This window comes from Bradyrhizobium jicamae (genome assembly GCF_018130695.1).
Classification (GTDB): Bacteria; Pseudomonadota; Alphaproteobacteria; order Rhizobiales; family Xanthobacteraceae; genus Bradyrhizobium; species Bradyrhizobium jicamae_B.
This window is the reverse complement of sequence record NZ_JAFCJX010000025.1, coordinates 59,219-77,575: the sequence shown is the minus strand read 5'-3', so window position 1 is coordinate 77,575 and position 18,357 is coordinate 59,219. Positions and strand designations below refer to the sequence as shown.

The following is an 18,357-nucleotide window of genomic DNA, read 5'->3' as shown; positions in this document are numbered from 1 at the left end:
CCGGACGCACTGCAGCGCGCAGCGGTGCAGTGCTGAGCCGGGGCCCATGGCAGCTGGGTCCCGGCTCTGCGCAGCAGCGTTACACGCTGCAGCGCGTCCGGGACACGAGAGTCTCGCATCTGGCAATCACCCCATTGATCCCGATATAAGGCGATACCCTGCCTATGAGGATCGTGTGACCAAATCCAGCAAAACCATCGCCCCGACCGCGCCGCGCCGGCCGCATTCCTTCACCACGCATGGCATCACGGTGACCGACGACTATGCCTGGATCAAGGATCCGCGCTGGCAGGAGGTGCTGAAGGACCCGTCGATCCTCGATCCCGATATCCGCACGTACCTTGAAGCGGAGAACGACTACACCGAGAGCCTGCTCGGCCACACCGGCAGCTTGCAGAAGCAGCTCGTCAAGGAGATGCGCGGGCGGATCAAGGAAGATGATTCCAGCGTGCCGTCGCCGGATGGCCCGTTCGCCTATTTCCGCAAATTCCGCGAAGGCGGGCAGCATGAGATGTTCGGCCGCACGCCGCGCGACGGCGGCGAGGCGCATGTCGTGCTCGACGGTGACGCGCTGGCCAAGGACCACACATATTTCAAGTTCGGCGGCAGCCGGCATTCGCCCGATCACAGCCTGCAGGCCTGGACCGCCGACACCAAGGGCTCGGAATATTTTTCGATCCGCGTGCGCCGCTGGGCCGATGGCGCCGACCTCGACGATCTCGTCGAGGAGACCGATGGCGGCGTGGTCTGGGCTGCGGACTCCCAAAGCTTCTTCTACGTCAAGCTCGACGACAATCATCGGCCGATGCAAGTGTGGCGGCACAAGCTCGGCACAAAGCAGGACGACGACATCCTGATCTATGAGGAACCGGACTCCGGCTGGTTCACCCATCTGCATGAGAGCGCGAGCGGCCGCTTCTGCGTCATCGCGGGCGGCGATCACGAAACCTCGGAGCAGCGGCTGATCGATCTCGCGCAACCGGACACGCCGCCGCGCATGGTCGCGGCGCGCGAGGACGGCGTGCAGTACTCGATCGCCGATCGCGGCGAAGAGCTCTTCATCCTGACCAATGCCGACGATGCCATCGACTTCAAGGTGGTGAAGGCGCCACTGGCCGCGCCCGAGCGCGCCAACTGGCGCGACCTGATCCCGTATCGTGCGGGCATCTATGTGCTCGATGTCGAGCTGTTCGCCGGCCACATGGTGCGGCTGGAGCGCGCCAATGCACTGCCGGCGATCATCATCCGCGATCTCGCCTCGGGCGAGGAGCATGCGATCGCCTTCGACGAGGCCGCCTATTCGCTGGATACGATGGGCTCCTACGAATTCGAGACCACCAACCTGCGCTTCTCCTATTCGTCGATGACGACGCCGTCGGAAGTCTATGACTACGACATGGCGAAGCGGACGCGCCTGTTGCGCAAGCGGCAGGAGATTCCGTCCGGCCACGATCCGGCCGACTACGTCACGACGCGCATCATGGCCAGATCGCATGACGGCGCCGAGGTGCCGGTGTCGATCCTGCATCGCAAGGATCTCGTCCGCGACGGCAAGGCACCGTTGCTGCTCTATGGCTACGGCTCCTACGGCATGGCGATGCCGGCCTCGTTCGCGGCCAACCGCCTGTCGCTGGTCGACCGCGGCTTCGTCTATGCGATCGCGCATATCCGCGGCGGCGCCGACAAGGGCTGGGGCTGGTATCTCGACGGCAAGCGCGAGAAGAAGACCAACTCGTTCGATGATTTTGCCACAGCAGGCCGCGCGCTGTGTGAGGCGAAATACTCGCGTGCCAAGCGCATCGTCGGCCATGGCGGCTCGGCGGGCGGCATGCTGATGGGCGCGGTCGCCAACCGCGCCGGCGAGCTGTTCGCCGGCATCGTCGCCGAAGTGCCGTTCGTCGACGTGCTCAACACCATGCTCGACGACACCCTGCCGCTGACGCCGCCGGAATGGCCGGAATGGGGCAACCCGATCGAGAGCGCGGAGGATTTCCGCACCATCCTGTCCTACTCGCCCTACGACAATCTCGCGGCGAAGGATTATCCCGCGATCCTGGCGATGGGCGGGCTGACCGATCCGCGCGTCACCTATTGGGAGCCGGCGAAATGGATCGCACGGCTGCGCGCCACCATGACCGGCGGCGGGCCGGTGCTGCTCCGCACCAACATGGGCGCCGGCCACGGCGGCGCCTCGGGGCGATTCAACCGGCTGGACGAAGTCGCGATCGTCTATGCGTTCGCGCTGTGGGCGGTGGGGATGGCGGAGAAGGTGGAGGTCTAACGCCCCCTCGCCCCGCTCTTGCGGGGAGAGGGTTGGGGTGAGGGGCTGCATCCGCAAAAATTGTGAGAGGCGGAGTCGCGGAGGCTCCCCCTCACCCGGATCGCATCTACGATGCGATCCGGCCTCTCCCCGCAGGCGGGGAGAGGCGAAGAAGGACTTATCGGCACACCTCGACGTTGCCGTTGCCGAAGCTGTCGGCCGGGCCGCCGCCGCCTTTGTATTCGATGTGGCAACCGCGGGAGACGGCGCGGCAGCCGCGGCTGTCGCAGACCGTGCTACCTCCACCACCGCCGCCGCCTGCACCGGCGCTCAACTGCGACCGGGCGCGCTCACGTGCCCGCGGCGGCGCCGCCGACGGTGGCAGATCGGCTTCAATCTCGGCCGGACGGACGCGACGATCGCGGCGCGAGGCGCGATCATCACGGTCGTCGCGCTTGGCGACCGGCTTCTTCTCGCGGCGCTTCTCGCACTCATTGTCGTCGTTGAGGAACGAGCCCTCGGCGCAGGTGATCCGCGTGCAGCGATCGCCGTCGGCCTTGTAGCCGCGCTCGCAGACCAGCGGACACACCCGCGCCTGCTTCAGCTTGATGACATCGAGCGTGTCGACGCTTGCGATTTTGACGTCGAGCTTGGTGCCGGCATAGCGGTTGAACTGCGTCAGCGAGCGCTGCGCGGCCGCGTTCCAGTCGCCGTCGACATTGCCCGTGAAGCAGCCGACGCGGCGCAGCTCGGTCTGTACCGACTTCGTCACATCAGCCTGCGGCGAGCCGTCGGTCAGCGCGGCGAGATCAACCTTCTTGTCGGCGGGCGGCGGCGCGGCTGGCGGCGGCACGGCGGCTGCCTGGTTGGCGGCGGCCTTGTCGGCTGCAGCCTTGTCCGCGGCGGTGCGATCGGCCAGCGCCTTCTCGGCGACGACGCGCTTCTGCTCGGCGGCGGTGGCCTGCTCCTGCGCGGCCTGCTTGGCCTTTTCGGCCGCGATCCGGGCCTGCTCGGCGGCCTTGGCGTCAGCCTCGGCCTTGGCCTGCTGCGTCCTCTGCGCGCCTTCGGCGGCGAGCCGCACGCGCTCGCGCTCGGCGAGCTGCGCCTTTTCGGTGGCCGCGACGCGGGCATCCTCGGCGGCGAGCTTGTCGAGCTGCAGCTTGGCGAGGTTGGCGTAATAGCCGTCGGGGTATTGCGCGAGGAAGGCGTTCAGCGCGCTCTTGTTGCCGATCTGCAGCGCGAGCTCATAGTCGCGGCGCACCTCGGCCTGAGGATTGGGCACGGGGGCTGCGGGCGCCGCCGCCACCGGTGCGGCGGGCTTGGCGGGCGCCGGAACCAGCGGCACGTCCTCGCCGCCGAGCGAGCCGTAAACGAAAGGCTCCTGCCGGTTGTTGGTGGTCTTGAGCACGTCGTCGCGGACATAGCCGAAGGCGCGGCGCACATCGAGGCCGGGCGTCGTCAGATGCCGCGACAGCGCCATCGTGAACGGGCTGTTCTTGCCGTCGCCGTCGGCCGCGGTCGATCCGGCTTTCGCCGAATAGGCGATCAGCACGTTCGGGCTGGTCGGCTCGACCTTGGCAAGGCCCTGCCCGATCGCACGCGTCGCGACCGTGCGCTTCATGGTCTTCGCAAAGGGGTTGTCGCGGCAGGCGTCGAGGATGACGAGCCGCAGCTTCTTGGCGGGCTCGATCGCGACCAGCACGCGGTCGAGCGACAGCGCCTCGTCGAACACGTCGGTGTCGCGCTCCAGCCGCGCGTCGACCGGGATCAGATAGTTCGCGCCGTCGACCTCGATGCCATGGCCGGCGTAATAGACCACGGCGATGTCGGCATCGCGGGCGCGGTCGGCAAAATCGCGCAGCGCGCGGCGAGTCTCGGCGGCCGGCATGTCGCGGCGGAAGTCCACGATGTCGAAGCCGGCATTCTTCAGCGTCTGGGCGATGACGGAGCCGTCGTTCACGGGGTTCGTCAGCGGGGTGACGTTCTGGTAGGCGGCGTTGCTCAGCACCAGCGCCACGCGCTTCTCGGCGAAGGCAGGCCCGCAGGCAAGCAGCAGCAGGGCGGCTGCGGCCAGGACCAATCGGTTCAATGCAAAGGATGTCGTCATGGTCATGCTTCCGGAACTAAAGGACTTTTCTACCACACCGGACTGACTACCAGAAGCGAGCGCGCGGCTTTGTGAGGTGCCTCACGATCGGTCCACGGCCTTGAACCAGACCGCCCTCTCGTTAGTCCAAGGAGCAGGCCTTTGGTTCGCATCCTGCGGGCCGGAGGTGTCGTGATTTGGCGCGGAGGCGGCAATGCGGGAGTTCAAGGCGGCAGTTCCATCGGCCAGGGCAGCGGGATGGGGCCGCATCACGCGCCGGATCGCGGCCGTGGCCCTGCTCGCCACGACCTTAGCCGGCTGCGAGATGGTCGAGGTCATGATCGACGGCTTCAAGCACTGCAAGGCGGTGGCCAACGAGCTTGCCGGCACGGTCGGTGTGAAGCCCGACGTCGGCTTCAACTGGACCAATGGCCGGCTCAAGAACGTCAGCGTCACTTTCCCAAAGATGGTCGGGGACAAGCCGCTGCGCGAGGTGGCCGAACTGACGCGGGCGGCGGTCGCCCGGGAATTCAAGGAGCGCGCGGACAATATCGAGCTGGCCTTCTCGCTCGGACCGAACGAGGCCACCCCGACGCGGACGGTCTCGTCTGCCATCACGAACTAGCCGGGCCGCCGTCTATTCCTCAAGTCTTGGTCATTCAAGTCTTGGTCACGTGGCCCTGATATTGCGGCAGGCCGTCGGTGATCTCATGCCACGGCGCCTTGGAGCCGGCGAAGATGTGCGCGGTCGGGCGGATCGTGGGCGCATCGACCAGCGTGCCCATCGTGACATGGACGAAAACACCGTCGCGCACCAGTGAATAGAGCAGCGAGCCGCAGTGCCGGCAATGCGCGTTGTGATTGGTCTCGCCGCCGTAGATCAGGAGATCGTCGGCGCCGGCGACAACGCGAAGCTTTTCCCGCTCGATGCCGGCGAACGGCTTGAACGCCGAGCCCGTGGTGCGGCGGCAATCCGGGCAGTGGCAGTTCAGCGCGTAGCGGAACGCGTCCGCCACCTCATAGCGCACGGCGCGGCAGTAGCATTCTCCAACCAGGATGCGAGCATTCGCTTCCGTTGATCCGGTCACGGCCAATCCCTCACGCAGATGTCAAGATAACCCATAGCGCAATCGCGCGCGTCATGGCTAAACTCGGTCAGATCAATTTCGCCTGCCGGGAGGAATTCATGAGTGCGAGCCGATCCAGCGTCGAAGCCGTGGTGCAGACCTATTTCGACGCCCTCTATGAGGGTAATGCCGACAAGCTCGCCGAGGCGTTCCATCCCTCCGCCGATTTGCGCTGGGTGGAAAAAGGCGAGCTGAAGATCCTGACCGTGCCGGACTGGCTCGCCTGGGTGCGCAAGCGGCCGTCGGCGAAAGCCGAAGGCAAGCCGCGCGAGGATTTCATCGTCACCATCGACCGCTCCGATGAGAAAACCGCCTTCATCAAGGTGCGTTGCCAGCTGCCGCCGCGCTACTTCACCGACTATCTGGTGGCGATGAAGCTCGCCGATGGCTGGCAGATCGTGTCGAAATCCTATCGCTACGATCTGCGCGACTGACGCGCGCGCCGCCTCAATTCCATCGCAACGCGTTGCTCTAACGCGCCCATGATGATGGATCGACGCACCCTGCTGGCCGGCCTCGGCTGGCTCACCGCGGGGCCGGTGCTCGCGCAAGGCGCACCGCCGCCGCTCGCGACTTACGAAAGCAAGACCGGCGGCAAGATCGGCGTTTACGCCGAGAATATTGCGACCGGCAGCAAGCTCGGCTGGCGCGCCGACGAGCGCTTCGTGATGTGCAGTACCTTCAAGGCCTCGCTCGCGGCCTGCGTGCTGTCGCGAGTCGATCGCGGGCAGGACCGGCTCGACGAGAGGATCTCCTACACCAAGGCCGACCTGCTCGACTACGCGCCGGTGGCGAAGGAGAACCTGTCGTCCGGCGCGATGTCGATCTCAGACCTCTGCAAGGGCGCGGTCGAGCTCAGCGACAACACCTGCGCCAATCTGCTGCTGGCGCGGATCGGCGGGCCGGAAGCGCTGACCGCATTCTGGCGCGCGCTCGGCGACACCACCTCGAGGCTCGATCACAACGAGCCCGAGCTCAACCGCTCGCCGCCGGGCGATCCCCATGACACGACCACACCATCGGCGATGGCCGGCAATCTGCGCCGCCTGATCGTCGGTGAAGCGCTCTCGGCGGACTCGCGCGCGCGGCTCACCGACTGGATGGTGAATTGCAAGACCGGCGCCAATCGCCTGCGCGGCGGCCTGCCGAAGGACTGGACGATCGGCGACAAGACCGGCAACAACGGCAAGGACGCCTCCGGCGACATCGCCGTGGTCTGGCCGAAGCCGGACCAGGCCGTGCTGATCGCGGCCTATACGCAAGGCGGCAATCCGACGTCAGCCGATCTGCAGACGGTGTTCGCGGCGATCGGCGAAATGGTGGCGCAAAAGTTGGGCTGATCAGCGTACGCGCTGGCCCTGTTGACCTGCGCCGGCTTCCGGGCGAAGTGAACCGCACCATGGAAGCCAAATTTCAGATCTTTCTCTTCCTGCTCGGGGTGCTGGCGGGCGCCGCCCTGCTGGCCCGGCGCATCAATGTCGCACCGGCGATCCTGCTGCTGCTGGTCGGCGTCGTGCTGGCCTTCGTGCCGGGCATGCCGGCGCTGGAATTGCCGCCGGAGCTGGTGCTGCTGGTGGTGCTGCCGCCGCTGATCTATTCGGCGAGCGTCGCGATGAGCTGGCGCGAGTTCAAAGCCAATTTGCGGCCGATCATCCTGCTCTCGGTCGGCTGCGTGATCTTCACCGCCGCGATGGTCGCGGCCGCGACGCATTACCTGATCGGCCTGCCCTGGAGCATCGGCTTCCTGCTCGGCGCCATCGTCGCTCCCCCCGACGTGGTGGCGCCGCTTGCGATCGCGCGCAAGCTCGGCATGCCCCGCCGCATCCTCGTCGTGCTCGAGGGCGAAGGGCTCGCCAATGACGCCACCGCGCTGATCCTCTACCGCTTCGCGCTGGCCGCGATCACGACCGGGCTGTTCTCGCTGCCGAAGGCGACCGGCACCTTCCTCGTCATCGTCGCCGGCGAACTGGCGTTCGGCACGGCGATCGGCTGGCTCAGCCTGCGCGCCCGCCGCCGCGCCCGCGACCCGCAGGTCGAGATCACGCTGTCGCTGATCACGCCCTATCTCGCCTACTGGATTCCCGAGCATTTCGGCGGCAGCGGCGTGATCGCGACCGTCGCCTGCGGGCTCTACATGAGCTGGAACGGCCCGCTGCTGATCTCGGCGGCGACGCGCCTGCAGGGCATCTTCTTCTGGGACCTCGTGATCTTCCTGATCGAAGGCCTGCTGTTCCTGCTGACCGGCTTCCAGATGCGCCTGCTGTTCGAGAAATCGAAGGCGTTTTTTCTGTATGACATCCTGACCGTGACAGCGCTGGTCGCCGTGATGGTCATTGTTGCGCGCTTCCTCTGGGTGTTCGCGGGCACCTATCTTCCGCGTGCGATCAACAAACAACTGCGCGAACGCGATCCGCTGCCGTCATGGCGCGCGGTGTTCGTGGTCGCCTTCACCGGCGTGCGCGGCGCCGTCTCGCTCGCGGCTGCGCTGGCGTTGCCGCTGACGCTGCCGAGCGGCGATCCCTTTCCCTATCGCGACCTGATCCTGTTCGTCGCCTTCGGCGTCATCCTGGTGACGCTGGTCGGGCTCGGCCTCACCCTGCCGCCGGTGGTGCGCTGGCTCGGCATCGCCAAAGACGGCCGCAGCGAGCACATCGCGGAACATGAATCGGAGATCGCGGCGCGGCGCGAGGCACTGGCGGCGGCGCTGCGATCGCTCGATGCCATCACCGACGATCGCGAGCTATCGGATGAGGTGGTGAAGCTGTTGCGCTCGCGACACGAAATCCGCATCAACCAGCTGCCCGACTCGCTCGACCCCGACAAGCACGACGCCTCCGCCGCCGGCACTGCGCTGACGCGCGAGCTGATCACCGCGGAGCGGCAGTTCATCCACGCCCTGCTGCGCGACGGCAAGATCACCGACGAGACGCGGCGACGGATCGAGCGCGACCTGGATCTGGAGGAGGCGAGCCTGGCAAATCGCGAGTATCGGAAGATGCCGCTGTGATTCCGTCGTCCTGGCGAAAGCCAGGGACCCATTACCCCCAAATGTGCGTTTGGCGAAGGCTGGGGCGACAGCGCGCTCCAATAATTTGCAATGGTGGTAATGGGTCCTGGCTTTCGCCAGGACGACGGTTGTTATGCGGCTACTGCTCGTTCTTACTCCGCCGCAGCATTCTGCCCGGGACCACCGACAAATCCCGCGGGATCGCCGAAGCGCTCGATCATCACTGCGGTCAGATCCTTCGTTTTGCTGGTCACGCAAGCCCCCGAGCGCACCGTGTACCGATCCTGCCGCTTCACATGCGGCGGGGCCTCGCCCTGCTGCAGGGCGCGTGCGGCTTCCAGCATCAGCTTGCGGAAATGCATGATGCCGAGATCGGTCGGGCCGAGATGCTCGCGGGTGCGGTCGGCGATCGGGCCCTGGCTGTCCTGCACGGCGGCGTCCTGCTCGGAGACGCCCTTGATGCCGGTGTAGCTCTTGGTCTTCTGCAGCTGGCGATCGATCAGATAGTCGTTGCCCTTGTTGCGCAGCGGCACATAGTTCTCGTCGACCACGGCCATCACGCCGTTGCCATTGTCGTAGCCGATGCGCTCGGCCTCGGTCAGCGGGCGATGCGGATTCCAGGCGTAGGTGTAGATCCAGCAATTGGTGTCTGACACGGGCACGAAGGTCTGGCCGAACATGTTCTCGCCGGGCATCGAGCTCGGCGCATAGGCATGGAACGGCATCAGGAACTGGGCGATGCGCCAATAGATGTTGTCGCTGCCGGTGAGCCGGCCGCCCGCGACCGTTAGCCCCGCGTCATGCGGATTGATCTTGATCACCGGCCGCGGGTCTTCCGCGATCCAGCGCATGTGCTCGGTCGCAACCCGCGACAGCGGATTCACGAAATGCTTCTTGATGTCGAGTATCTCGTTCTCCTCCTTTTCGAAGGAGAGATGCGCGAAGGTGAAATGCGCGGTGTCGATCGAGCCTTCGACCGCCTGCACCCAGTTGCAGTCCTGCCATTTCTTGGTGACGTAGCGATGCGAGGCCGGCAGCAGCGCCATCTCCAGCGCGGGCAATTCCGGCATCGCTTCGGCCGGGCCCATATAGGCCCAGATCATCTCGCCCCATTCGCGGACCGGATAGGACTTGATGCGGATCTTGTCCTTGGCGTTGAGGTCCGGATAGGAGGTCGGCATGTCGACGCAGGCGCCTGACGTGTCGAACTTCCAGCCGTGATAGACGCAGCGGATGCCGCATTCCTCGTTGCGGCCGAGCCAGAGATTGGCGCCGCGATGCGGGCAATACTGATCGATGACGCCGACCACGCCGCGCGTATCGCGGAAGGCCAATAGCTCCTCGCCGAGCACGACGATCTTTTTCGGGGTGCCGTCCGGCTCGGGCAGTTCCCTGGAGAGCAGCACCGGAATCCAGAACCGGCGCAGCAGTTCGCCCATTCCCGTCCCCGCCCCCGATTCGGTGAGGAACTTGTTGTCTTCGGCGCGGAGCATGGGCGTACCTCCGGATTGATTATTGATTTTGCAGGAGCTTGTCGTAGGCCCTCCAGGGCGTCAACGCGCCCCGTCCAGGAACTCCGCAATTCACGTCCTTTACCGTATCTGCACCTAAGCGTGCATATATAAGGACGATTTTACCTTTAAAAACAAAGAGATACGGCTGCTGAATGTTGCCGGCTGTGACCCGTCAGACACAGAGTTTTTGGGCGGCTGATGCTACGTATTTAAGGGCACAAAAAATTTCGATTTGCGAACTGCACTTGGAGGGACACATGAAGAAGCTTCTACTCACAGTGGCTGCGGCCTTTCTGACCTTCTCGGGCTCGGCTTCGGCGGCCGACCTTGCGGCCCGCCCCTACACCAAGGCTCCGCCTCCGATGGTCGCCGCGATCTACGACTGGAGCGGGTTCTATATCGGCGTGAACGGCGGTTGGGGTTCGAGCCACAACAGCTGGGATTCGGTCGCGCCGTTCCTGGTTGGTCCGGAAGGCAGCCATGACGCGACCGGCGGCACCGTCGGTGGTCAGATCGGCTATCGCTGGCAGGCCGGCACCTGGGTGTTCGGTCTCGAAGCGCAGGGCAACTGGGCTGACTTCAACGGCAGCAACACCAGCCTGCTGTTCCCGGGCTTCGTCAACACTTCGAAGATCGATGCGTTCGGTCTCTTCACCGGCCAGATCGGTTACGCCGCCAACAACGTTCTGTTCTACGTCAAGGGCGGTGCGGCTGTGACCTCGAACCAGAACTACATCAACTCCCTGGCCGGTGTGCGCTTCGCCACCGCGGGCGATGACACCCTCTGGGGCGGCACCATCGGCGCCGGTCTCGAATACGCCTTCGCTCCGAACTGGTCGGCCGGGATCGAGTACAATCACCTGTTCATGCAGGATCGCACCGTCAACTTCACCACGGCCGGCGTGATTCTTGCCACGGACCGCATTGGCCAGGACGTCGATCTCGTCACCGTCCGCCTGAACTACAAGTTCGGCGGCCCGGTCGTCGCGCGCTACTGATCGTTGCCTCCCAAAGGCGACTTCAAAGCCCCGGGCCTCTGCCCGGGGCTTTTCATTTGCCCGAACATGCAAAAGAGACCCCTGAATTCAGAGAGATAAGCCCCCCTCTCCTCGGCGATACGGCGCTGAATGTTGTCGACTGTGACTGCGCAAGCACAGAGTTTTCTACCTTTGGATGGGACGTGATCGCGAACACAGAACCAAATGCCATCCAGCGCTCTACTGACGCTCCGGACGACGCCAATCGACACGTCGCCGCAAACAGGAGCAGTTGGAATGGAAATGGATATGAAGATGGATGAGCTGAACATGAAGCCGCATGAGCTGTCGCTCGACGAGCTCGACAATACCTCGGGCGGCTTCATCTGGATCGCGGCCGTCGTGGGTGGCTTCGCCGCCGGCACCGCCCTCCGCATGGGCTTCGACTGGGCGGTCAAGAAGCTCTTCTGATTGCGACGAGCGCCTTGCGGAAGACCGGAAGGCGCTCTTTTTTTCTCAGCCTGCGCGAGGCAGCTTCACACCGGCCGCTCACCCTTCACCGTCACCCGCGTGCCGGAGCGGGTGTGCGGCCAGTAATCCCACATCGCGCGATGCTGGGCGCAGCGGTTGTCCCAGAACGCGATCGCGTTCTCGGTCCAGCGGAAGCGGCACTGGAACAGCGGGTTTTCGGCATGCTGGTAGAGATAGGCCAGCATGGCATCGCTCTCGTCGCGGGGGATGCCGACGATGAAGCGCGTAAAGCCGCGGTTGACATAGAGCGCCTTCTTGCCCGTCACCGGATGGGTGCGGATGATCGGGTGCTCGGCGCGCGGATAGGTCTGCCTGTCGGCGACGCCGTAATTGGCGTAGAGCCCGCGATAGGTCTGCTCGCCGTCATGCAGCGCAGTCAGCCCGTCGAGATAGGACTTCATCCGGTCGGACAGCGCCTCATAGGCCGCGTACATGTTGGCGAACAGCGTGTCGCCGCCGCGCGGCGGGCACTGCTTGATGTAAAGAATCGAGCCCATCGGCGGCTCCTGATCGCAGGACACGTCGGTGTGCCAGCCCTCGCCATTGGCGCGCGGCGAATCCTTGTCGGCATGGATTTTCATCAGCGCCGGATCACCCTCGTTGGGCGCGGCCGGATGCACATGCAGCTCGCCGAACTTGCGCCCGAAGGCGAGGTGTTGCTGCGGGGAGATGTGCTGGTCGCGGAAGAAGATGACGAGGTTTTCGGCGAGCGCGCGATGGATCTCGTCCATCTGCCGGTTGGAGCGCGCGTCACCATCGACGAGCTTCGCGATGTCGACGCCGGAGATTTCCGCCCCGATGATCGGGGTCAGCTTCTCGACGGCGATGGTTTCGTAGGGTTCGGATTCATCGGCGACGTGGCGATAGCGCGGGCCCTGCTTGCCGGACAGTGAGCTCATGAGGCATCTCCCGATCGTTCTTGGTTGGGAGACATCGTAGCAATGGTGGGCGCGTTAGCCAACGGATCGCGCGTCCGTTGATAAACTCCGCGCAACCCGCCGCTTCGCACCCAAAAAATAAGGCGGATTACGCTTGCGCTAATCCGCCCTACGATTCCTGCAATGCAGACGCGATTTACTCCGCGCCGGCCGTCTCCGGCAGCTTGGCGCCGTTGCCGTAGCGCTGGTCGATGTAGTCGATCACGAGCGCCTTGAAGTCGGCGGCGATACCGGGGCCGCGCAGGGTGCGGAACTTCTTGCCGTCGACGAAGACGGGCGCGGCCGGTGCTTCGCCGGTGCCCGGCAAGGAGATGCCGATATTGGCGTGCTTGGATTCGCCGGGGCCGTTGACGATGCAGCCCATCACGGCGACGTTGAGCTGCTCGACGCCCGGATACCTGGTCTTCCAGGCCGGCATCTCGTCGCGGATGAAATCCTGGATCGAGCGCGCCAGCTCCTGGAACGTGGTCGAGGTGGTGCGGCCGCAGCCCGGGCAGGCCGCAACCAGCGGCACGAAGGTGCGGAAACCCATGGTCTGCAGCAGTTCCTGCGCGACCTGCACTTCCAGCGTCCGATCGCCGCCGGGCTCCGGCGTCAGCGAGATGCGGATGGTGTCGCCGATGCCCTGCTGCAGGAGGATGCCGAGCGCGGCCGACGAGGCGACGATGCCCTTCGAGCCCATGCCGGCTTCCGTCAAGCCGAGATGGATCGCGTAATCCGAGCGGCGCGCCAGTTCCTGATAGACCGCAATCAGATCCTGCACGGCGGAGACCTTCGCCGACAGGATCATCTTGTTCTTGGGCATGCCGAGCTCTTCGGCGCGGGCGGCCGAGAGCAGCGCCGACTGCACCATGGCTTCACGCGTCACGGCGCGGGCATCGCGCGGATTCGGCGAGGCCGTGTTCTCGTCCATCAGCTTGGTGAGCAGCTCCTGGTCGAGCGAGCCCCAGTTGGCGCCGATGCGGACGGCCTTGTTGTTCTTGTTGGCGATCTCGATGATGTCGGCGAACTGGGTGTCGCGCTTGTTCTTGAAGCCGACATTGCCAGGATTGATGCGGTACTTGTCGAGCGCTTCCGCACAGGCCGGGTACTCGGCGAGCAGCTTGTGGCCGATATAGTGGAAGTCCCCGATCAGAGGCGTCGTGATGCCGCGCTTGCGCAGGCCGTCACGGATGTGAGGCACGGCGGCCGCGGCCTCCTCGCGATCGACAGTGATGCGGACCATCTCGGAGCCGGCGCGGCTGAGCGCTGCGACCTGGGCGATGGTGCCGTCGACATCGGCGGTGTCGGTGTTGGTCATCGACTGCACGACGATCGGCGCGCCGCCGCCGACGGCGACGTTGCCGACCATGACCTGCGTGGTGTGGTGCCGGGCTGACGGGCCGGCGACGTCGTCTTGCGGCAAAATCTCGGGCTTGTTCATGGCGTCTCGAATATCAGGTTTTGGTGACATTCACCAAGGGGGTGAGGACGGGCGCGGCCGCGCCCGGGAATTGTCTGCTTTTCGTTGCGAATTCAACAGCTTATGACGCCGATTGGGGCCGAAAGCAAGCCATGCAGCGGCGTTCTGCATGGCGGGTATATTGGACTGAATCCGGGTGATTCAAAGGGCAAAGTCGCGTCTTTTCATGTGATCCGGGGCACCTTAGCATCCTGTTAAAATAGTGTCGGGAGGTGATCCATGGCTGGCCATAACGAGCTCATCACCACGGCGGAACTCGCCGATATCCTCAACCAGGCCGACCTCCGCCTGTTCGACTGCACGACCTATCTGGAGCCGGCCCCCGAGGGCAGCAGTGTCCCCTATATTGTCGTTTCCGGACGTCAGACGTTCGAAGCCGGGCACATTCCCGGCGCGAATTTCATGGATCTGCAGGGCGAGTTCTCGGATGCCCGCACCGAGTTGCGCTTCATGATGCCACAGGTGGCGCAGCTCGAGGCCGCCTTCGGCCGCCACGGCATCTCGGCGAACAGCCGCATCGTGCTCTATTCGATCGGCACCGCGATGTGGGCGACCCGGTTCTGGTGGATGCTGCGCTCGCTCGGCGCGACGAATGTTGCCGTGCTCGACGGCGGCATCGACAAATGGACCGCCGAGGGTCGCGACATCGAAACGGGTCTCGCCGGCGGCTACCCGCACGCAACCTTCCACGCACGACCGAGGGAAGGCCTGTTCGTCGGCAAGCACGACGTGCTGGCGGCAACGGCCGAGCGCGACACCGTCATCGTCAACGCGCTCGGCCCGCAATTCTACAAGGGCCTGGAGCCGAGCCGCTACGGCCGGCCCGGCCGCATCCCCGGCAGCGTCAACGTGCCGGCGGCAACGCTGATCGATCCGAAGAGCAAGACCTTCGTCTCGCTCGCTGACGCCGAAGCGAAATTCGCGGCGCAAGGCATCGACCGGAGCAAGCGCGTGATCGCCTATTGCGGCGGCGGCATCTCGGCGACGATCGACCTGTTCCAGCTGCACCGGCTCGGCTTCGACAACCTCACGCTCTATGATGCGTCGATGGGCGAATGGGCGAAGGATGAAAAGCTGCCGATCGAGGTTGGGTAGGGTGGATTAGCCGCAGGCGTAATCCACCGGCCGGTCTCGCGGCACAGGATGGCGGATTACGCTTCGCTAATCCGCCCTACGCATCCCGTCCTTCACGCCGGCACATTCGGATCCGGCGTGACCTTCGGATCCGGCTTGTTGACCAGATACAGCCCCACGATCACCAGCAGCGCGGCGACGCCGAACACCGGCGTCAGCGTGTCGTGCATGATGAAATACGCCGCGACCACGCCGAACAGCGGGGTGATGAAGGTGAAGGCGGAGAGCCTGCTCGCCGAATATCGCTTCACCATCGCAAACCAGATCACGAAGGTGCAGCCGACCACCCAGACCGCCTGATAGGCGAGCAGCGAGATCGACAGCGCGCTCGGCATATGCGTGATGGTCTCGCCGAACAGCCATGACGCTGCCCCGAGGATCGGGATCGAGATCGCGACCTGGTAGCCGAGCGCTTTCTCCGGCGCGGCGTTGCGCAGTTTGGTGCCCTTGGCGACCAGCGTGGTCGCGGCCCACAGCGCGCCGCCGCCGACCACCATGAGATCGCCGAGCAGCACTTTCGCGTCGACATTGGGCTGCGGCACGCCGATCGCGAGCGCCACGCCGGCAAAGCTCAGCGCAAGCCCGCCCCATTGCACCGAACTCAGGCGCTCACCGAGGAACTGGTGCGAACCGAGCGCGACGAAGAACGGCGCGGTGTAGAGGAACACCGCCGCGCGCGAGGCCGAGGTGAAGACGAGGCCGGAGAAGATCAGCACGAACTCGACGCCGAACATCAGGCCGGCGATGATGCCGGGACCGAGCGATCCGTCGCGCGCAAGAAACTTCACGCCGCGCATCCAGCCGACGATCAGCATCACCGGCAGCGCGCCGGCGGAGCGGATCAGCGCCTGCAGCATCGGCGGCACGTCGGGCAGCGCGAGCTTCACTGCGATCTGGTTGAAACCCCAGCTCAGGCACAGCATCAGCATCAGCGCGATGGCGCCCGGCGGCAGCCCATGCCCCGCGGTGACGGGTCGGGCAGCGTTGGCGGTGATCGTTTGCGTGGTCATCGATCCTCGTGGCCGGCTTGGCGCCGTGTTGTTGTTATTTCTGACAATGGGCGCAGGTGCCGGCGATCTCGACGACGGAGAGCTTTGGCGCAAAGCCGGTGGCGCGCGCGGCGGCCTTCAGGCTCTGCGCCACGGGAGCTGCCGGAATTTCGCCGACCGCGCCGCAGCGGTCGCAGATCAGGAACGCGACCATCGAGGTCTCGTCATGATCATGTGCGCAGGCGAGAAACGCGTTGCGGCTCTCGATGCGATGCACGAGGCCGTTCTCCATCAGGAAATCCAGCGCGCGATACACCGTGATCGGCGCCGGCCGCGGCATCGCTTTCGCGAGCTCGTCGATTACCTCATAGGCGCCGAGCGGCCGGTGGCTCGACAGCAACGCCTGCAGCACGTGGCGCCGGATCGGCGTGAACTTCTGCGCGCGCCGGCTACAGACCTGCTCGGCATGCGACATCGCCTCCGCGGTGCAGCGACCGTGGTCATGATCGGGGGCCGGGAATGTCGGCTTGGCGAGGCTCATCGGGGCGGTTTGTAGCATTTTGGCGCCCATTCCCAAAGCCCGCGCGCCAGCGGCGCCCAGCCATGCCCCGAGCGCGGGGCTGGCTCCCGTTAACCCCGCATGCAGAAATCATGAGCAAGCTTATTATATTGGGAGCTTATGGAGGCAGGCGGCATGCGGGGTTCCGTGGAAACCAATTTCCTGTTCACGCTCGGCGAGGTGTTCCGGCTGATCCGGGTCTACGCCGACAAGGAGGCCGCGCGTTACGGCATTACCCGCGCGCAATGGGCGGTGCTGGCCAAGGTGGAACGCGAGGAAGGCCTGAAGCAGACGGAACTCGCCGAGCAGATGGAGATGCAGCCGATCACGCTGACGCGGCTGATCGACAAGCTGTGCGATGCCGGCCTGATCGAGCGCCGCGGCGACGAGAACGACCGCCGCGTCAACCGACTCTATCTGAAGAAGGCCGCGCGCCCGCTGCTCGGCAAGCTCGCAGGACTCCGCGCCGAACTCACCGCGACCGCGCTCGAGGGCATCAATCCCGCCGACGCGCATCGCCTGCTCGGCCAGCTCGAAGACATCAAGGAAAACGTTCGCAATGCCATCCAGTCCCCGGCCGGCGAAGCCTCCCGAAAGGAGCAGCGCTATGGCTGATCCCGTCCTCAAATTTCCGCCCGAGCAGAAAGACAAGGCTCCGTCTGCGCCGCCGCAGAAGCTCGCCGCCGAGCCGCGCCGCCGCCTGCTCGCGGGACTGCGCCGCTATCGCCGCTTCCTGCTGCTGGTCGTGCTGCCGTCGGTCGCAGCGGTCGCCGGCATCGTGTTCTATCTCAATGGCGGCCGCTACGTGACCACCGACGATGCCTATGTCGGCGCGCAGAAGGTGCTGATCACGCCCGACATCTCCGGCAAGATCACCAAGGTGGTGGTGAAGGAGGGACAGGCGGTCAAGGAAGGCGACGTGCTGTTCGAGATCGACCCCGAGCCGTTCCAGCTCGCGGTCGACCAGGCCCAGGCCAATCTCGCGCAGGCCAAGACGACCTATGACAACCTCGTCGCCAACATCAAGATCTACGGCCAGATGCTCGACCTCGCCCAGCAGGGCGTCGACCTGAAGCAGCGCGACGTCGAGCGCAAGACCGCGCTGGTCAACCAGAAAGTCGGCTCGCAGCTTGACCTCGATAATTCCGCGACCAGCCTCGTCACCGCCGGCGCGCAGGCGCAGTTCGTCAAGCAGCAACTCTCCAACGCCAAGGCGCAGCTGCTCGGCGATCCCAATCTGCCGCTGGAGAAGTTTCCGCCCTACGCCCAGGCCAAGGCCGCGCTCGGCATCGCCCAGCGCAATCTCGACCACACCGTGCTGCGCGCGCCGATGGCGGGCATCGCCACGCAAGTCGACCAGATTCAGCTCGGCCGCTTCGTCGCCGCCGGCACGCCGGTATTCTCGGTGATCGACATCGCCAATCCCTGGGTCGACGCCAACCCGAAGGAAAGCGACTTCACCTATGTCGCGGTCGGCCAGCCCGTTGATCTCGAGGTCGACGCGTTTCCGAACCATGTCTTCAAGGGCACGGTCGGCTCGCTGTCGCCCGGTACCGGCGCGCAGTTCGCGATCCTGCCGCCGCAGAATGCCACCGGCAATTTCGTCAAGATCGTGCAGCGCGTGCCGATCCGGATCTATTTCGACAAGAACGACAAATACGTTCAGAAGCTGAAGGCCGGCATGAGCGTCTACGTCACCGTCGACACCAACCATCGCCGCACGCTGGCCGGCCTGTTCGGGCTGGCGCCTGCGCCGGCGCACCAGGACTGACG

17 protein-coding genes are annotated in these 18,357 nt (G+C 65.2%); 10 read left to right on the top strand and 7 right to left on the bottom strand.

What is annotated here, in order from left to right; all coding sequences use genetic code 11:
- Positions 1 to 175: 175 nt before the first annotated feature.
- A complete protein-coding gene (locus JQ604_RS30485; protein WP_212364397.1) occupies positions 176 to 2,281 on the top strand; it encodes a S9 family peptidase in 2,106 nt (701 codons plus the stop codon).
- Positions 2,282 to 2,438: 157 nt separating this feature from the next.
- Here the strand turns inward: JQ604_RS30485 and JQ604_RS30480 are convergent, their stop codons facing one another.
- A complete protein-coding gene (locus JQ604_RS30480) occupies positions 2,439 to 4,367 on the bottom strand; it encodes a caspase family protein (protein WP_212364396.1) in 1,929 nt (642 codons plus the stop codon).
- Positions 4,368 to 4,560: 193 nt separating this feature from the next.
- Between JQ604_RS30480 and JQ604_RS30475 the strand changes: the two genes are divergently transcribed.
- Positions 4,561 to 4,971 (top strand): hypothetical protein, encoded by a 411-nt coding sequence (locus tag JQ604_RS30475; RefSeq protein WP_249158899.1) that lies wholly within the window; start codon positions 4,561 to 4,563, stop codon positions 4,969 to 4,971.
- 34 nt (positions 4,972 to 5,005) lie between these two features.
- Here the strand turns inward: JQ604_RS30475 and JQ604_RS30470 are convergent, their stop codons facing one another.
- Positions 5,006 to 5,434 (bottom strand): GFA family protein, encoded by a 429-nt coding sequence (locus JQ604_RS30470; protein WP_212364395.1) that lies wholly within the window; start codon positions 5,432 to 5,434, stop codon positions 5,006 to 5,008.
- A 98-nt stretch (positions 5,435 to 5,532) separates the two neighbouring features.
- Here JQ604_RS30470 and JQ604_RS30465 point away from each other — a divergent pair, with 98 nt between their 5' ends.
- From JQ604_RS30465 to JQ604_RS30455, 3 genes are read left to right on the top strand one after another with little or no spacing between them, the layout of a single operon-like run.
- Entirely contained in the window at positions 5,533 to 5,907 is a 375-nt protein-coding gene (locus tag JQ604_RS30465) for a nuclear transport factor 2 family protein (RefSeq protein ID WP_212364394.1), read from the top strand.
- A 48-nt stretch (positions 5,908 to 5,955) separates the two neighbouring features.
- On the top strand, positions 5,956 to 6,813 hold the full coding sequence (bla, locus tag JQ604_RS30460; protein WP_212364393.1) for a class A beta-lactamase: 858 nt from the start codon (positions 5,956 to 5,958) through the stop codon (positions 6,811 to 6,813).
- A 59-nt stretch (positions 6,814 to 6,872) separates the two neighbouring features.
- Positions 6,873 to 8,480, top strand: a complete 1,608-nt coding sequence (locus tag JQ604_RS30455) for a Na+/H+ antiporter (RefSeq protein ID WP_212364392.1) — start codon at positions 6,873 to 6,875, stop codon at positions 8,478 to 8,480.
- 152 nt (positions 8,481 to 8,632) lie between these two features.
- Here JQ604_RS30455 and JQ604_RS30450 read toward each other — a convergent pair whose 3' ends face one another.
- Positions 8,633 to 9,973 carry a Rieske 2Fe-2S domain-containing protein gene (locus JQ604_RS30450; RefSeq protein ID WP_212364391.1) on the bottom strand — a complete coding sequence of 447 codons (1,341 nt, stop codon included), beginning with the start codon at positions 9,971 to 9,973 and terminating at the stop codon, positions 8,633 to 8,635.
- Positions 9,974 to 10,251: 278 nt separating this feature from the next.
- Between JQ604_RS30450 and JQ604_RS30445 the strand changes: the two genes are divergently transcribed.
- Both JQ604_RS30445 and JQ604_RS30440 read left to right on the top strand, forming a co-directional pair.
- The gene (locus JQ604_RS30445; RefSeq protein ID WP_212364390.1) at positions 10,252 to 10,992 is read left to right on the top strand and encodes an outer membrane protein; all 741 of its coding nucleotides are present in this window, start codon (positions 10,252 to 10,254) and stop codon (positions 10,990 to 10,992) included.
- Between the two features lie 276 nt (positions 10,993 to 11,268).
- On the top strand, positions 11,269 to 11,442 hold the full coding sequence (locus JQ604_RS30440; protein ID WP_212364389.1) for a hypothetical protein: 174 nt from the start codon (positions 11,269 to 11,271) through the stop codon (positions 11,440 to 11,442).
- A 65-nt stretch (positions 11,443 to 11,507) separates the two neighbouring features.
- Here the strand turns inward: JQ604_RS30440 and JQ604_RS30435 are convergent, their stop codons facing one another.
- Positions 11,508 to 12,401 (bottom strand): TauD/TfdA dioxygenase family protein, encoded by an 894-nt coding sequence (locus JQ604_RS30435; RefSeq protein ID WP_212364388.1) that lies wholly within the window; start codon positions 12,399 to 12,401, stop codon positions 11,508 to 11,510.
- A gap of 175 nt (positions 12,402 to 12,576) precedes the next feature.
- Positions 12,577 to 13,863: a flavodoxin-dependent (E)-4-hydroxy-3-methylbut-2-enyl-diphosphate synthase gene (gene ispG, locus JQ604_RS30430; protein WP_212364387.1), complete on the bottom strand. Its 1,287-nt coding sequence runs from the start codon at positions 13,861 to 13,863 to the stop codon at positions 12,577 to 12,579.
- 258 nt (positions 13,864 to 14,121) lie between these two features.
- Between ispG and JQ604_RS30425 the strand changes: the two genes are divergently transcribed.
- Entirely contained in the window at positions 14,122 to 14,997 is an 876-nt protein-coding gene (locus tag JQ604_RS30425; RefSeq protein WP_212364386.1) for a sulfurtransferase, read from the top strand.
- Between the two features lie 92 nt (positions 14,998 to 15,089).
- On the opposite strand, the gene JQ604_RS30420 is transcribed toward JQ604_RS30425, so the two are convergent.
- Both JQ604_RS30420 and JQ604_RS30415 read right to left on the bottom strand, forming a co-directional pair.
- Positions 15,090 to 16,046, bottom strand: a complete 957-nt coding sequence (locus tag JQ604_RS30420) for a DMT family transporter (protein WP_212364385.1) — start codon at positions 16,044 to 16,046, stop codon at positions 15,090 to 15,092.
- A gap of 34 nt (positions 16,047 to 16,080) precedes the next feature.
- Positions 16,081 to 16,566: a Fur family transcriptional regulator gene (locus JQ604_RS30415; protein ID WP_212364436.1), complete on the bottom strand. Its 486-nt coding sequence runs from the start codon at positions 16,564 to 16,566 to the stop codon at positions 16,081 to 16,083.
- 153 nt (positions 16,567 to 16,719) lie between these two features.
- Between JQ604_RS30415 and JQ604_RS30410 the strand changes: the two genes are divergently transcribed.
- Positions 16,720 to 17,199: a MarR family winged helix-turn-helix transcriptional regulator gene (locus JQ604_RS30410; RefSeq protein ID WP_249158895.1), complete on the top strand. Its 480-nt coding sequence runs from the start codon at positions 16,720 to 16,722 to the stop codon at positions 17,197 to 17,199.
- Positions 17,192 to 18,355: an HlyD family secretion protein gene (locus tag JQ604_RS30405; protein WP_212364383.1), complete on the top strand. Its 1,164-nt coding sequence runs from the start codon at positions 17,192 to 17,194 to the stop codon at positions 18,353 to 18,355. Before JQ604_RS30410 ends, JQ604_RS30405 begins: the two co-directional genes overlap by 8 nt.
- The last annotated feature ends 2 nt before the right edge of the window (positions 18,356 to 18,357 follow it).

Excerpts from the sequence above, each read along its gene's own strand:
- JQ604_RS30480 (WP_212364396.1), bottom strand. The coding sequence starts at position 4,367 with ATGACGACATCCTTTGCATTGAACCGATTGGTCCTGGCCGCAGCCGCC.
- JQ604_RS30475 (WP_249158899.1), top strand. The coding sequence starts at position 4,561 with ATGCGGGAGTTCAAGGCGGCAGTTCCATCGGCCAGGGCAGCGGGATGG.
- JQ604_RS30465 (WP_212364394.1), top strand. The coding sequence starts at position 5,533 with ATGAGTGCGAGCCGATCCAGCGTCGAAGCCGTGGTGCAGACCTATTTC.
- bla (WP_212364393.1), top strand. The coding sequence starts at position 5,956 with ATGATGATGGATCGACGCACCCTGCTGGCCGGCCTCGGCTGGCTCACC.
- JQ604_RS30455 (WP_212364392.1), top strand. The coding sequence starts at position 6,873 with ATGGAAGCCAAATTTCAGATCTTTCTCTTCCTGCTCGGGGTGCTGGCG.
- JQ604_RS30450 (WP_212364391.1), bottom strand. The coding sequence starts at position 9,973 with ATGCTCCGCGCCGAAGACAACAAGTTCCTCACCGAATCGGGGGCGGGG.
- JQ604_RS30445 (WP_212364390.1), top strand. The coding sequence starts at position 10,252 with ATGAAGAAGCTTCTACTCACAGTGGCTGCGGCCTTTCTGACCTTCTCG.
- JQ604_RS30440 (WP_212364389.1), top strand. The coding sequence starts at position 11,269 with ATGGAAATGGATATGAAGATGGATGAGCTGAACATGAAGCCGCATGAG.
- JQ604_RS30435 (WP_212364388.1), bottom strand. The coding sequence starts at position 12,401 with ATGAGCTCACTGTCCGGCAAGCAGGGCCCGCGCTATCGCCACGTCGCC.
- ispG (WP_212364387.1), bottom strand. The coding sequence starts at position 13,863 with ATGAACAAGCCCGAGATTTTGCCGCAAGACGACGTCGCCGGCCCGTCA.
- JQ604_RS30425 (WP_212364386.1), top strand. The coding sequence starts at position 14,122 with ATGGCTGGCCATAACGAGCTCATCACCACGGCGGAACTCGCCGATATC.
- JQ604_RS30420 (WP_212364385.1), bottom strand. The coding sequence starts at position 16,046 with ATGACCACGCAAACGATCACCGCCAACGCTGCCCGACCCGTCACCGCG.
- JQ604_RS30415 (WP_212364436.1), bottom strand. The coding sequence starts at position 16,566 with ATGAGCCTCGCCAAGCCGACATTCCCGGCCCCCGATCATGACCACGGT.
- JQ604_RS30410 (WP_249158895.1), top strand. The coding sequence starts at position 16,720 with ATGCGGGGTTCCGTGGAAACCAATTTCCTGTTCACGCTCGGCGAGGTG.
- JQ604_RS30405 (WP_212364383.1), top strand. The coding sequence starts at position 17,192 with ATGGCTGATCCCGTCCTCAAATTTCCGCCCGAGCAGAAAGACAAGGCT.